Genomic DNA, 14,272 nt, shown 5'->3' with positions numbered 1-14,272 from the left:
ATCGCGGCGCTCGACGAGATGCACTCCAGAAATAGGCTGAGGATCGCGGCTGCGGTCGGACGGCGCGGCAAATGGAGGACATGATGGCGTGGCGTGACGACAAGGCCCGGGCAACCCTGATCCGCGATGCAGCAGGCAGCGTGCCGCCGGGCAAGAGCCCGCGGGCCTTCGCCGAGCCCTTGTTCGGCTACAGCAATATCGAGGATCTCGACAATTACGATGCCGCCTCGCTTGCCGTCCTGGCGGAGCAAGCCTGGGAGCATGTGCAGCGGCGCACGTCGGGCAGCGCCGATATCCGCGTGGTCAATCCGACGTTGCCGAACGGGCGCGAGATTTCCGTGCTCGAGATTCTCAACGACAACATGCCTTTCCTGTACGACTCCACGATGGCGGAACTCGCCGAGCAGGGCATCGAAGTCACCCTCGTCGCCCACCCGATCATCGCCGTGGAGCGCGATGCCGAGGGCAAGCTGCTGAGATTCTACGGCGAAGCACTGCCGGAGGGAGCAAGAGGCGTTCGCGAAAGCCTGATTCACCTCCACATCACCCGCCTGGACGCCGACGCCGATCGCCAGAAGCTGATCGACGGACTGACCAGGGCGCTGAACAACGTCCGCGCCTGCGTCACCGACTGGCGCGCCATGCGTGACCGCGTCGAGGAGGCAATCAAGACGTTCGCTTCCAATCCGCCGCCGCTGCCGATCGACGAGGTCGCCGAAGCCAATCAGTTCCTGCAATGGCTCTGCGCGGACAATTTCACCTTCCTCGGCGTGCGCGAATATCGCTTCTCGCCCGACAGTGATGCGTCGGACGACATCACCAGCGGCGAAGGCCTCGGCATCCTGCGCGATCCCGACGTGAAGGTCCTGCGCCGCGGCAACGAAATGGTGGTGATGACATCGGAAATCCGCGAGTTCATGCACGAGCCGACGCTGCTGATCGTCATCAAGGCCAATGTCTCAAGCCTCGTCCATCGGCGCATCCGGATGGATTATGTGGGGATCAAGCTCTATGCACCCGACGGCCGGCTCGAAGGCGAATTGCGCGTCGTCGGCCTGTTTACCTCCGGCGCCTATACCCGCTCGGTGCGGCAGATCCCTTATGTGCGCCACAAGGTTGCGCGGGTGCTGCAGCGCGCCGGCTTCGACCCGAACGGCCATTCGGGCAAGGCGCTCATGCATATCCTCGAAGATTATCCGCGTGACGAGCTGTTCCAGATCGACGTCGACACGCTCTACAATTTCGTCATCGAGGTCCTGATCCTCTACGAGCGCCCGCGCGTCCGGGCGCTGGCGCGGGTCGACAAGTTCGATCGCTTCGTCTCCATCCTCACCTTCATTCCGCGCGACAAATACGATACCGACGTCCGCACGCGCGTCGGAGCCTTCCTGTCGCAGGTCTACAAGGGGACCCTGTCGGCGTCCTACGTATCGTTTCCCGAGGGCGCACTTGCGCGCGTCCACTTCATCATCGGGCGCTATGAAGGCAAAACGCCCGTCGTCGAGCGCGCCGCGCTCGAAGCCGGCATCAGCGCCATTGCCGCGACCTGGACCGACAAGCTGAAGGCCGCGCTCACCGCGTCGACCGACGGCATGCGGGCGCGCATGATCGCCAATCGTTATGCCCAGGCCTTTAGCGGCGGCTATACCGAGGTCTTCACGGCGGAGCAGGCCATCGCCGATATCGCCACCATCGAAAGGCTGACGCCGGCACGCCCGGTGACGATTTCGGTGCACCGCGACAAGGGCGAGGACGATCCCAGGCGCTTCGGCCTGAAGGTGTTCTCCGACGCCGCACCGCTATCGCTGTCCTACCGCGTGCCGGTGATCGAAAATCACGGCCTGCGCGTGGTCGACGAACGCACCTATCAGATCGTGCCCGGCAACCGGCCGGAGCCGGTCTGGCTGCATGAGATGACGATCGAGACCAGCGACGGCCAGCCGATCGAGATCAACCCGGAATTCAGCCATCGCCTGGAAGCCTCGATCATGGCGGTGGTCACGGATCGCGCCGAATCCGACGGATACAACGCCCTGATCCTGCGCACTGCCCTGGGCTGGCGCGAGGTCTCGACGATCCGGGCGCTGTCGCGCTATCTGCACCAGATCCGCGCTCCGTTCACCCAGGACTACATGTGGGAGACCTTGCGCAAGAACGCCGCGATCACGGCCACCCTGGTCGCGCTGTTCCAGACCCGCCTCGATCCACGCCTCGTGCTTACCGATCGCGAGCGTTCGGCGCGCGAGACGGCCCTGCTTGCCGAGATCGAGGAGCAGCTCAAATCCGTCGCCTCGCTCGATGAAGACCGCATCCTGCGCCGCTTCACCAATCTGGTGCAGTCGACCATCCGCACCAATCTGTGGCAGATCGGCGAGGATGGACATCCGCGTCCGGTCATCTCCTTCAAGTTCGACGCGCGGCGGATCGACGATTTGCCGGCGCCGCGGCCTCTCTACGAGATCTTCGTCTCCTCGCCGCGGGTCGAAGGCATTCACCTGCGCTTCGGCAAGGTCGCGCGCGGCGGCTTGCGCTGGTCCGACCGGCCGCAGGATTTCCGCACCGAGATCCTGGGTCTCGTGAAGGCGCAGCAGGTCAAGAACGCCGTGATCGTGCCGGTCGGCGCCAAGGGCGGTTTCGTGCCCAAGCGCCTGCCGCCGCCGTCCAATCGCGACGCCTGGCTCGCGGAAGGCACCGAGGCCTATCGCATCTTCGTGCGCTCGCTGCTCGAGCTCACCGACAATCTCGACGGCGACGCCGTCGTGCCGCCCGATTCCACCATGCGCCATGACGGCGACGACCCCTACCTCGTGGTCGCCGCCGACAAGGGCACCGCCACCTTCTCCGATGTCGCCAACGCGATCTCGGCCGAGAAGAACCATTGGCTCGGCGACGCCTTCGCCTCCGGCGGCAGCCAGGGCTACGACCACAAGAAGATGGGGATCACGGCGCGCGGCGCCTGGGAGGCGGTCAAGCGCCACTTCCGCGAGCTCGGCACCGACATTCAGACCATGCCGTTCACCGCCGCCGGCGTCGGCGACATGTCCGGCGACGTCTTCGGCAATGGCATGCTGCTCTCGCCGGCGACAAGGCTCGTGGCGGCGTTCGATCACCGCGACATCTTCATCGATCCTTCGCCCGACCCTTCGACCAGCTTCGCCGAGCGCAAGCGCCTGTTCGACCTGCCGCGATCGAGCTGGCAGGACTACAACAAGTCGCTGATCTCGCAGGGCGGCGGCGTGTTCTCGCGCACGCTCAAGGCGATCCCGCTCGCACCGGAAGCCCGCAGCCTGCTCGATCTCGACAAGGAGCAGGCCACGCCGTTCGAGGTGATGACGGCGATCCTGAAAGCGCGCACGGACCTGTTGTGGTTTGGCGGCATCGGCACCTATATCCGCGCATCGGCAGAGAGCGACGATCAGGCCGGCGACCGCGCCAACGATCCGATCCGCATCGCAGGCACTGACGTTCGCGCCCGGGTGATCGGCGAAGGCGCCAATCTCGGCGTCACCCAGCGCGGCCGCATCGAAGCGGCACAAAAGGGCGTCAAGCTCAACACCGACGCCATCGACAATTCGGCCGGCGTCAACACCTCCGACGTCGAGGTCAATATCAAGGTCGCGCTGGCGCGCCCCGAACGCGAGGGACGCCTCAGCTTCGCCGACCGCAACAGCCTGCTGGCCGCGATGACCGACGAGGTCGGCACGCTGGTGCTGCGCAACAACTATCTGCAGACGCTGGCGCTCTCGCTCGCCGAGCGCAAGGGCGTGGCCGAGACCGGCTTCCTCACCCGCCTGATGCAGTCGCTCGAGCAGCGCGGCCTGCTCAGCCGCGCCGTGGAGTTCCTGCCCGACGACGCAGCGCTCACCGAGCGGACACGGCGCGGCCAGGCCCTGACACGGCCCGAGCTTGCCGTGCTGCTCGCCTACGCCAAGCTGACGCTCTACGAGGACCTGCTCCTCACCAGCGTGCCTGATGATCCTTACCTCGCCCGCAGACTGTCCCTGTATTTTCCGCGCGAGGTTCCCGATAAATTCCCGACTGCGGTCGAGCTCCATCGCCTGCGACGCGAGATCATCGCGACCAGTCTCGTCAATGCCGTGATCAACCGCGGCGGCCCGGCGTGTATCGTACGCCTGACCGACGAGACCGACGCCGATATCTCCACCATCGTCATGGCGCAGGTGGCGGTGGACGCGATCTACGAGCTCAGGCGACTCAATGACGCGATCGACGCGCTCGACACCCGCATCGACGGGCAGGTGCAGCTCGGCCTCTACGCGACGGTCCAGGACCTCCTGATTTCCCGCATGGTCTGGTACGTGCGCAATGTCGATTTCAAGGACGGCCTCGAGGCGGTGATCGGACGTTTTGGCCCGGGTATCCGCGAGATCGCGGCCTCCCTCGACACCACCCTGCCGCCGGACCTGCAGGCCGCGCGCGGCAAGCGGCGCCAGGAGCTCACCGATGCCGGCGTCCCGGCCGGCCTCGCCGGCGAGCTCGCCGATCTCGACCCTCTGATCGCGGCACCCGATATCGTGACGGTCGCCGAGCGCACCTCCCGCGCCATCGGCGATGCTGCCGCAACCTTCTTCGCTGCGGAAGCCAATTTCCGTCTCGACCGCATCATCGCCGCCGCGCGCGGCGTGCCTGCAAATGATTATTTCGAACGCATGGCGGTCGATCGCGCCGTTGAGCAGATCGCCGGCGCCGAACGAAGACTGGCCGCGGATATGCTGGCAACCGGCCAGTCCGGCCAGCAGGCCGTCGAGACCTGGCTCGCGGCTCACCCCGAAGCGGCGCGCATCCGCCGCTCGGTCGAAGAAATTGCTGCCAGCGGCCTGACGCTTGCCAAACTGACGGTCGCGGCGAACCTGTTGGGGGACCTGGTCAAGGTCTGAGCGCGTGCGAGGCAGCGATGTGAAACCTAGCCGGCGAACGGAGGAACCCCATGATCCACGCCACTTGCCACACCGCCGATAATGTCCGCTGCATCGAGTTCGATGCCACACCTTGGTTCAGCGAGGCTGACGCTCCGAGCATTGTCGATCTGGCCCGACGAGGCTGGACCAGCACGGCGATTGCAGAGTCCCTCGAGCACCGACGAGGATACGAGGGCTTGCACGATCTCGTCGAGTATGCGGCGAAGCGACTGCAATCGGAGTCCCTGGAGGACCCGACCTGGGAAACCTTCGCGTGCGTCGTCGATGGACCCGAGGCCGTCGCATGGCTCAGGGAGAACCGGCCCAACGTTGTGGCAAGGATCCCGTAAGACACGAGAAGCGCAGCAAAAGCCACAATCGATCGGCGGCAAACGAAGCGGACAGGCGCGCCCGGAACGATCCGAACCCCCGATCCGATTGCCGCATTCGAGCGCGAGGCCTATGCTGGCATCCGGCAATCACGCGGCCGCCCATCGTGCGGCGGGGCAGCCTCACGGTGGATGGCTCGCATATCCATCCGAAAGGCTGCGCCATGACCATTGCCCCCACGCTCCACCGATACCTGGCTGCCGAGAACATCCAGTATGTCGAGATCCCGCACGTTTTCACCATGTCATCCGCGCGCACGGCGCAGGCCTGCCACGTCTCGGGCGATCGCTTCGCCAAGGCCGTCGTGCTGCGCCATGACGGCGGCTATATGCTCGCGATCGTTCCGGCATCGCACCGTCTCAACTTGCCGGACTTGAAGGAGAAGCTCGGCGCGGATCTCGTGATGGCGAACGAAACCGAGATCAACAGGCTGTTCGCGGACTGCGCGCATGGAGCCGTTCCGGCGGTAGGCCGATGCTACGGGCTCGATCTCATCGTCGATGACAGCATCCGGGCGCAGCCCGAGATCTATATCGAAGCCGGCGACCATGAGACGCTGCTTCACCTGACGCATGCACAGTTCGAACGGCTGACGGCCAATGCGCCGCATGGACGCTTCAGCACGCACGGTTGACGCAGCATGGCAGCGGGATGATTTTTCCTGCGCCTTCGTCGCGGCGCGCGTGCGGTCGCGCCCGGTTCGTAGTATAATCGCGTCACGGGGGCTGCGTTCGCAACGGAGGTCCTCCATGAAGGTCAAGGACGTGATGCACAAGGGTGTCGATTGGGTCAGCCCGGACACCCCGATCACCGAGATCGCGAAGTTGATGCAAGGGCACGACATCGGCTGCATTCCGATCGGCAATGACGACCATCTGATCGGGATGGTGACCGATCGCGACATCGTCTGCAAAGGCCTCGCGAGCAAGAACTTCAACGCCGCGCGCATGACGGCGCGGGACGTGATGACCGAAGGCATCCATTGCTGCCGGGAAGACGACGATCTGGCGAAAGCCGTGCATCACATGGAGACGCTGAAAATCCGCAGGCTGCCCGTGATCAACAAGAGCAGGCGGATGGTCGGCATGATCAGCCTGGGCGATGTCAGCCAATTCGCCAGCGTTGATCTGTTGACCCAATGCGTCAAGGGCGTGTCGGCCCATCATTGATGGCGACCGCCACCCGGCGCCCGGAACTTCGTCGCATCGCTCGCAGGACCCCGCTGCCGGCGAACGCGCACGCTATGATACGCGACCTGCCAAGAAGCTGCTCCGCCGTCTTCTCTCCCCCATTGTCACCTGCGCAGCTAATTCTTCAATTCGTTCCGCAGCTCATTCTTGGCGTTCCGCATCTTGCTCGCTCCCCTGAGCGGGGGCTTCGGCAGCGGAGTCGGATTCGCCCAGCCTGCCATCTGCAGGCAGGTGAGCAGATCGACATAGCTTTCTATTCCCCCTGCCGCAGCCTCGCCTTCGCAACTATCGCGCGCGGGGCCCGGAACAGTCAGCCAGGTCGAGCTCAGCTGTTGCTGCGCAATTGTCTCGTCACGCACGCACTCGCCGGCGTCCTGCGCCAGGGTGAGCCCTGAGGCCTTGTCGTCGGCGGAAACGTCCCGGCAAAGGGCTTCCACATTGAAGATGGGCACACGGTCTGAAATCGGAATCGTGGGCTGGCCAAGAAGCGACAGGACCAAGAGCGCTGCTTTCATAAAATCCTCCCTTGAATCGGGTTGGACGGGAAAGCTCGGGGAAAGTTAGGCCTGGTTTGTTTCCGGCCGGCTTCACCCGGCCTGCAAAGGGTTTCGTCCTTGCCCGGCAGCGCATTGTGGCTTCCCGACGGACGCCGGTCGCGGCGCGTCACGGCCGATGACGAAGCTTACCCGGGTCTTCGCACGTAGAGCGAGATAAACCGGTCGATCATCGGGTTGATCTGCTCCGGCACCTCCAGCGACAGGAAATGTCCGGAGCCGACGGCCTTGGCTGTGACCAGCTGCGGGCACAGCTCCGCAAAACGATCCAGATCCGCGAGCCGATGGGCCGCTTCGATGTAGAGCACCGGGACCCGGCACGCCTGGGCGCATTCACGCGCCCGATGCACATCCCAGGGAAACAGACTTGTAAACGTGGACACCAGCACGTGCTGTGGCGTCGCCAGAAAGGTCTGTTCAACATGGGCGCGGCATCGGTCGGTCGGCAGACAGGAGTCCGCTACGATTTTCCGTACCTCGTCCGCAAAATTCGCGCCCCTTAAGCCCTCCAGATACCCGGCGAACACCGTCCCTGCCGAGGCAGGGAAGAGCACCCCTGAGTCGAGCAGCACCAGGCCTGCAGGAAAGTCCGGATAGCGGGCGGCGATTTCGAGCGCCATGTTGCCACCCATGCTTTGACCCACGATGATCGGCTTTGTGATCTGCTGTCGGTTGCACAGAAAGACGAGATCATCGGCGAAGCTTTCGATCGAATACGCCTGTTGCGGCTTGTCGCTCTCACCATGCCCCCGCAGTTCGGCATTCAATGCCCGACCTTGACGGGCGAAATACTCCATCTGCGGCGCAAAATGCGTGCGATCCCCGCCGAGGCCATGGACGAACAGGAATTGAAGCGGTCCCGCGCCGGCAATGTCGAAGGACAGCTGGATTCCGTCATGCGCGAGCTTCATGGGTCATCTCCATATTCACCGACATGTCCAGGCGTCTCTGGCGAGTCCTCAATCTAACCGGCGCCACACGGCCGATAAAGACGGGCACGACTGCTTCGCCGCGGTGCCATGACGCTGCGGCCGACCAAGCGCACCGGCCGCACGTTCGGCGATGCCACGCGATTTTTCGCTCCGCCGAGGCCAACCGGAAAGGCCGTCACCTGCTCCAGGCTTACGCCGTGACGAACTGTGAGCAGCGGTGCGACGCTCTCGCCCGGCGCAGATAATGGGAGGTTTTGGAGTGCCCAGTTTTGTAGCGGAATGGCGCGCCCGGAACGATTCGAACGTCCGACCCTCAGATTCGTAGTCTGATGCTCTATCCAGCTGAGCTACGGGCGCGTTTTTCGCAAACAGTGCGGGCTGGGCCCGCAGGCAGCCTCCGGACAGCGCCGGAGGGGTGCGAAAGAGCGCTCTGACTAACCGCTCTTGCCTCGATTGGCAAGGTCCGGGAGGGGGAGATTTTACAGAGAGGTGACGATTTCCCGGGTGGGTCGCTGGCCGACTACGCCCTCTGCCGCTCGTTGCGGATGGAGAGGAGTTCCACGGGGCGGTCGGGGATGACGATCCGGAAGGTGGCGCCGATTGTGCCCTCGACCAGATGGATCTCGCCGCCATGGGCGCGGACCAGCTCGGCGGCGATCGCCAAGCCAAGCCCGCTGCCGCCGGGGCGGCCGGAGGTCTGGAACGCCTCGAACAGATGGTCCCGGGTCTTCTGGGGGACGCCGGGGCCGGTGTCGGAGACCTCCAGGATGGCGACGGCACCTTCGCGCTTTCCCGTGATCCGGATCTGCTGCGCCCCGCCATCGCCCGACGAATGGCTTTCCAGCGCCTGGGCAGCGTTGCGGACGAGGTTGAGCAGCACGCGGAAGAGCTGGTCAGGATCGGCATCGACCGCGAGCCCGCGCTCGATCGCGGCGACCCAGGCGATCGAGGCGTCGCTGGCGAGGCCCGCGGTTTCGCGCACCTCCAGCACCACAGGCTCGATCATGATCATGCGGCGGTCGGGAGCCGCTTCTTGGGCGCGGCCGTAGGACAGCGTCGACTGGCAGAAGGCGATGGCGCGCTCGAGCGAGCGCACCAGCTTCGGCGCAAAACGCTGCACCCGCGGATCCGGCACGCTGGCGAGCTGGTCGGACAGAAGCTGGGCCGACGCGAGCAGATTGCGCAGATCGTGGTTGATCTTGGAGACGGCGAGGCCGAGGGCGGCGAGCCGGCTCTTCTGGTGCAGCATCGACATCAGGTCGCGCTGCATGTCCGACAATTCGCGCTCGGCGACGCCTATTTCATCGCTGCGCTGGCTCGGCACGATGATCCGCGCCGAGCTTTCGGGGTTCTCGTGGAAGCCGACCAGGCTCGCGGTCAGCCGCCGCATCGGGCGCACGAAGAGATAATGGAGCACGAGATAGACGAGGCCCGCGGTCAGCACCGCGATGATCAGCGCGACCACCACGACGTTGCGGGAGAAGCGATACATCTGCTGCCGCAGCGGCAGCTCGTCGGTCACGATCTCGATGAACTGGGCATTGCCGACGCCGGGCCCGACGATGCGGATGGCCTGGTTGCCGGTCTCCAGCATCATCCGGAACGAGCCGGTGATCGCCTCCCACACCGTCATGTCGCGCAGGTCGATGTCATGCTCGATGGCGGTGGGAAGGTTGTCGCTGGCGAGCAGCCGTCGCTGCTGCCCCATCTTGATGGCGACGGCGCGGGCATTGATGCTTTTCAGGATCTCGCGCGACAGCGACTCGGGGACCATGCCGAGCGGGGCGGCGTCGAGCACCAGCGCGGCGGTGTTGGCCGCCGCGACGCGGTCATTGAGCCGGTTGACCCAGAAGTTGGCGATGGCGGGCACGTAGAGCAGAACAGCGGCAATCATCACCAGGGGGACGGTGAGCAGCAGCAGCTTGCCGGATAGCCCGAGCCCGCTGGGCCCACGCGGCCGCATCGCCGGCTGGCCCGGCTGATCCGTATCATGGACCGGCTGGAGGTCTGTCGCTGCCACGAAGTTCGCCCCTGTTGGCTTTGTAATAGAGCCTGGCTGATGAAGGATGCGACCCGGCCGGGGGCCGGTCAAATTACGGATCGCTAATCTCTCAAGGTGGGATGTAAGCTCTGATATCGCGAGTCGCCACCTCAAGGGTTAAAAACCCCGCACAAACAGTGATATTCACCGGAACAGCGCGCTCTTGCGACGTTGACGAAAAGAAGACGCTCGCATATAAGCCGCGCAAATTGTCCGCGATGACCCGGTGCGCACGCCGGGAGCGGCTCTCTTGGGGCCGAAAAGGGCCCGTTTTGGGCCGCATCTTCCGGACTTTATCATCAATTCTACAGGCAAATTGCCCGGTCAGCGGAGAAAAACCCGTGAAGCGGACTTATCAACCCAGCAAACTGGTGCGCAAGCGCCGTCACGGCTTCCGTGCCCGTCTCGCCACTGCCGGCGGCCGCAAGGTTCTCGCCGCCCGCCGCGCTCGCGGCCGCAAGCGTCTGAGCGCCTGAGCCGGACCCCCATTTTTGGGATTTCATCATGGATCGGCTGAGGCAGCGAGCGGATTTCCTCGCCGTTGCCAATGGCGCGTGGGCGAATAGTCCCGCGTTCGTCCTGCAAAGCCGCCGCCGCGACGACAGCGGCCCGATCCGGATCGGCTTCACCGTTACCAAAAAGAACGGCAACGCCCCCCAGCGCAATCGCATCCGGCGCCGGCTTCGCGAATTGGTGAAGCGGCTCGACCCGGTGTCGATGCAGCCCCATCATGACTATGTACTGGTCGGCCGAAGGGACGCGCTCTCGCGCGACTTCGCCACCATGCTCGACGATCTGCGCATAGCGTTCACGAAGCCTGCGCGGCATACGCACAAGGGACGCGGCTCAAGAACCGACGGCTCAAGGCCCGGCCCCGCTCCTGCGACCAGCCGCAAACCGGATTGATGACGAGACAATAGTGATGACCGACAATCGCAATACCATCCTCGCCGTCATTCTGTCGGGCCTCGTCCTGATCGCCTGGCAATATTTCTACAATGTGCCGGCGATGGAGAAGCAGCGCGCCCAGCAGCAGGCGCAGGCCGAGCTCCAGAAGAACACGCCGCAGCCGACGGCCTCCGCAACGCCGGGCGCCGCGCCGCAGCCCGGCAGCGCGGCCCAGCCGGCAACACCGGCCGCGAACCAGGCCCAGCCGGTTGTTTCCCGCGAAAGCGCGATTGCAGCCAGCCCGCGCGTGAAGATCGACACGCCGCGGATTGCCGGCAGCATCTCGCTGAAGGGCGGCCGCATCGACGACATTGCGCTGGTGCAATACCGCGAGACGGTCGACCCGAAGTCGCCGCCGATCGTGCTCTATTCGCCCTCGGGCACCGCAGAACCCTATTACGCCGAGTTCGGCTGGGTGCCGGCGACGGGCGTGACGGCCAAGCTGCCGGACGCCCAGACCCTCTGGCAGCAGGACGGCAGCGGCAGCCTGACGCCGACGACGCCGGTGGTGCTGAAATGGGACAATGGCGAGGGCCTCACCTTCCGCCGCACCATCGCGGTCGACGACCATTATCTCTTCACGCTCAAGGACGAGGTGAGCAATGTCGGCAACGCGCCTGTTACGCTCTACCCGTTCGCGCTGATCTCGCGCCACGGCACGCCGCAGGTCTCCGGCTATTACATCCTGCATGAAGGCCTGATCGGCTATCTCGATGGCTTGCAGGAATACGCCTACAAGAAGATCGACGAAGCCAAGGCGGTGAACTTCAAGGCCACCAATGGCTGGCTCGGCATCACCGACAAGTACTGGGCTTCGGCGCTGCTGCCGGACACCAGTGCGCAGCTCCAGGCGCGTTTCTCGTCGAACCCGGTCGGCAACGTCCACACCTACCAGACCGATTATCTGCTCGACCCCGTCACCGTCGCGATCGGCGGCACCGCGACCGCGAACKCGCGGCTGTTCGCCGGCGCCAAGGAAGCCGGCGTGGTCGGCGTGTTCCCGTTCGCCGGTCTCGGCGGCTACAACAAGGAGCTCGGCCTCAACCATTTCGATCTGTTGATCGACTGGGGCTGGTTCTACTTCATCACCAAGCCGATGTTCCTCGGCCTCGACTTCTTCTACCGCTTCTTCGGCAATTTCGGCATCTCGATCCTGCTCGTCACCGTGATCGTCAAGCTGCTGTTCTTCCCGCTGGCCAACAAGTCCTACGCCTCGATGGCGAAGATGAAGTCGGTCCAGCCGCAGCTTCAGGCGCTGAAGGAGCGCTTTCCCGACGACAAGGTGAAGCAGCAGCAGGAGATGATGGAGATCTACCGCAAGGAGAAGATCAATCCGGTCGCCGGCTGTCTTCCCGTGGTGATCCAGATTCCCGTGTTCTTCTCGCTCTACAAGGTGCTGTTCGTCACCATCGAGATGCGGCACGCGCCGTTCTTCGGCTGGATCAAGGATCTCTCCGCGCCGGATCCGACCAACCTCTTCACCCTGTTCGGCCTGATCCCGTTCGATCCGACGACGATCCCGGTGTTCGGCCACTACCTCGCGCTCGGCATCTGGCCGATCATCATGGGCATCACGATGTGGTTCCAGATGAAGCTGAACCCGACGCCGCCGGATCCGACCCAGCAGCTGATCTTCAACTGGATGCCGCTGATCTTCACCTTCATGCTGGCGGGCTTCCCGGCGGGTCTCGTGATCTACTGGGCCTGGAACAACACGCTCTCAGTGCTCCAGCAGAGCTTCATCATGCGCCGCAACGGCGTGAAGGTGGAGCTGTTCGACAATCTCAAGGCGACGTTCGCGAAGAAGGCGACGTAGCGCCGTCATTGTTGGGCGCAAATGCCTCCACATCGTCATGCCCGGGCTTGTCCCGGGCATCCACGTTTTGGAGGGTACCGTGTGGACAGACGTGGATGGCCGGGACAAGCCCGGCCATGACGAGAGGTGAGATCTTCGCATGACCAATGACAAAGATGCGAAGCTGATCGAAACCGGGCGAAAGCTGTTCACCCGCGACTGGCAGTTCATCTGGGCCTCGCCCTCGATTGCGACGCTGCCGCCGATGGATGGGCTGGAGATCGCCTTTGCCGGCCGCTCCAATGTCGGCAAGTCCAGCCTGATCAACGCGCTGACCGGCCGCAACGCGCTTGCGCGCACCTCGCATACGCCGGGCCGCACCCAGGAGCTGATCTTCTTCGAGGTCCCCGGCAAGAAGGACCTGCGCCTCGTCGACATGCCCGGCTACGGCTACGCCAAGGCGCCGAAGACGCAAGTCGCGTCCTGGACCGAGCTGATCCACAAATTCCTGCTGGGGCGCGCCTCGCTCGCACGCGTCTACGTGCTGATCGACGCGCGGCATGGCCTCAAGGACGTCGATCTCGAAATCCTGGGGACGCTCGACCGTTCCGCGGTGAGCTACCAGATCGTGCTGACCAAGGCCGACCAGGTGAAGGCGTCCGAGCTTGAGTCCCGCATCACCGAGACCGAGGCCGCGCTGGCAAAACATCCGGCGGCGTTTCCGAACGTGCTCGCGACCTCGTCACGGAGCTCGACCGGCATGGCCGAACTGCGCGCCGCGATGGCGAAGCTGCTGGAAGAGCGAACCTCGTGACGCCTGCATTCCGCCTGTTGCTTGGGCTTGCCGGTTTGATGGGCGCCGCCGGCGTCGCACTGGCCGCCGCCTCCGCCCACGGCGCCGACGCCAGCCGGCTCGCCTCCGCCAGCGCCATGCTGCTGTTTCACGCAACTGCCATACTCGCAGGTGTCGCCCTGCTGACGCGCGGCCTTCTGCACGGCGGAATTGGCCTCGTCGCGGCGTTCGGCTTCGTGATCGGCGCCGCGCTGTTCGCGGGCGATCTGACCTTGCGGCAATATGCGGGGCACTCGCTGTTTCCATTCGCGGCGCCGACCGGCGGAACGGTGATGATCTTGAGCTGGCTGGCGGTGACGCTCGCGGCCGTGGCGGCGAGGAAGTGATGCCTTCTTCCTTCTCCCCTTGTGGGAGAAGGTGGCGCGAAGCGCCGGATGAGGGGTCTGTCTCCGCGGATAGAGACCCCTTGTAAGTCGAAGCGCCGCAGGTCTGCTATTGTAGACGTTGCGGTGACGGACGGGAGCCCGCAAACCCCCAGGTCGTTGCAGGCCGTGGGTGAGAGAGGTGCCCCGTCCGTTAGTCCATTGAACCCGAACAGTCGCCTGGGCCGCAAAGTGCGAAGCCCGATTAGGCAAGGAAGGGTGACCATGGATATCATCGCGGTTGGTATCGACGTATCGAAGGACCGTCTTGACGTTGCAGTTCATCCC

At 64.6% G+C, this 14,272-nt stretch carries 12 protein-coding genes and 1 tRNA gene; 9 read left to right on the top strand and 4 right to left on the bottom strand.

Going from position 1 to position 14,272, the window contains the following annotated elements; translation table 11 throughout:
• Positions 1 to 71 precede the first annotated feature (71 nt).
• The 4 genes from AC1DW2_RS37715 (at position 72) to AC1DW2_RS37700 (ending at position 6,478) form a co-directional block, all read left to right on the top strand.
• On the top strand, positions 72 to 4,898 hold the full coding sequence (locus tag AC1DW2_RS37715; RefSeq protein ID WP_477008516.1) for an NAD-glutamate dehydrogenase: 4,827 nt from the start codon (positions 72 to 74) through the stop codon (positions 4,896 to 4,898).
• 50 nt (positions 4,899 to 4,948) lie between these two features.
• On the top strand, positions 4,949 to 5,269 hold the full coding sequence (locus tag AC1DW2_RS37710; protein WP_063979802.1) for a hypothetical protein: 321 nt from the start codon (positions 4,949 to 4,951) through the stop codon (positions 5,267 to 5,269).
• 203 nt (positions 5,270 to 5,472) lie between these two features.
• Complete coding sequence (locus AC1DW2_RS37705; protein ID WP_028148973.1) at positions 5,473 to 5,943, top strand: aminoacyl-tRNA deacylase; 471 nt, start codon at positions 5,473 to 5,475, stop codon at positions 5,941 to 5,943.
• A 115-nt stretch (positions 5,944 to 6,058) separates the two neighbouring features.
• Positions 6,059 to 6,478 (top strand): CBS domain-containing protein, encoded by a 420-nt coding sequence (locus tag AC1DW2_RS37700; protein ID WP_477008515.1) that lies wholly within the window; start codon positions 6,059 to 6,061, stop codon positions 6,476 to 6,478.
• A 137-nt stretch (positions 6,479 to 6,615) separates the two neighbouring features.
• On the opposite strand, the gene AC1DW2_RS37695 is transcribed toward AC1DW2_RS37700, so the two are convergent.
• From AC1DW2_RS37695 to AC1DW2_RS37680, 4 genes are all read right to left on the bottom strand, one after another.
• On the bottom strand, positions 6,616 to 7,014 hold the full coding sequence (locus tag AC1DW2_RS37695; protein ID WP_477008514.1) for a hypothetical protein: 399 nt from the start codon (positions 7,012 to 7,014) through the stop codon (positions 6,616 to 6,618).
• A 167-nt stretch (positions 7,015 to 7,181) separates the two neighbouring features.
• Entirely contained in the window at positions 7,182 to 7,964 is a 783-nt protein-coding gene (locus AC1DW2_RS37690; RefSeq protein WP_166348330.1) for an alpha/beta fold hydrolase, read from the bottom strand.
• A gap of 301 nt (positions 7,965 to 8,265) precedes the next feature.
• A tRNA-Arg gene (locus tag AC1DW2_RS37685) sits at positions 8,266 to 8,342 on the bottom strand.
• A gap of 163 nt (positions 8,343 to 8,505) precedes the next feature.
• Positions 8,506 to 10,005: an ATP-binding protein gene (locus tag AC1DW2_RS37680; RefSeq protein WP_094183985.1), complete on the bottom strand. Its 1,500-nt coding sequence runs from the start codon at positions 10,003 to 10,005 to the stop codon at positions 8,506 to 8,508.
• A 362-nt stretch (positions 10,006 to 10,367) separates the two neighbouring features.
• On the opposite strand from AC1DW2_RS37680, the gene rpmH reads away from it, so the two are divergent.
• The 5 genes from rpmH to AC1DW2_RS37655 all read left to right on the top strand — a co-directional run bounded on the left by rpmH (position 10,368) and on the right by AC1DW2_RS37655 (position 13,948).
• Positions 10,368 to 10,502 carry a 50S ribosomal protein L34 gene (gene rpmH / locus AC1DW2_RS37675; protein WP_008542748.1) on the top strand — a complete coding sequence of 45 codons (135 nt, stop codon included), beginning with the start codon at positions 10,368 to 10,370 and terminating at the stop codon, positions 10,500 to 10,502.
• Positions 10,503 to 10,530: 28 nt separating this feature from the next.
• Entirely contained in the window at positions 10,531 to 10,932 is a 402-nt protein-coding gene (gene rnpA / locus AC1DW2_RS37670; protein WP_477008513.1) for a ribonuclease P protein component, read from the top strand.
• Positions 10,933 to 10,948: 16 nt separating this feature from the next.
• Positions 10,949 to 12,790, top strand: coding sequence for a membrane protein insertase YidC (gene yidC / locus AC1DW2_RS37665; RefSeq protein WP_477008512.1), 1,842 nt, complete (start codon positions 10,949 to 10,951; stop codon positions 12,788 to 12,790).
• 139 nt (positions 12,791 to 12,929) lie between these two features.
• Positions 12,930 to 13,583: a ribosome biogenesis GTP-binding protein YihA/YsxC gene (gene yihA / locus AC1DW2_RS37660; RefSeq protein ID WP_477008511.1), complete on the top strand. Its 654-nt coding sequence runs from the start codon at positions 12,930 to 12,932 to the stop codon at positions 13,581 to 13,583.
• Entirely contained in the window at positions 13,580 to 13,948 is a 369-nt protein-coding gene (locus tag AC1DW2_RS37655) for a DUF423 domain-containing protein (RefSeq protein ID WP_477008510.1), read from the top strand. The genes yihA and AC1DW2_RS37655 overlap by 4 nt, the downstream gene beginning before the upstream one ends.
• The last annotated feature ends 324 nt before the right edge of the window (positions 13,949 to 14,272 follow it).

Source organism: Bradyrhizobium sp. P3_C3 (assembly GCF_056402655.1).
The sequence above is the reverse complement of the archived record's forward strand: the minus strand, read 5'-3'. Positions and strand labels throughout refer to the sequence as shown.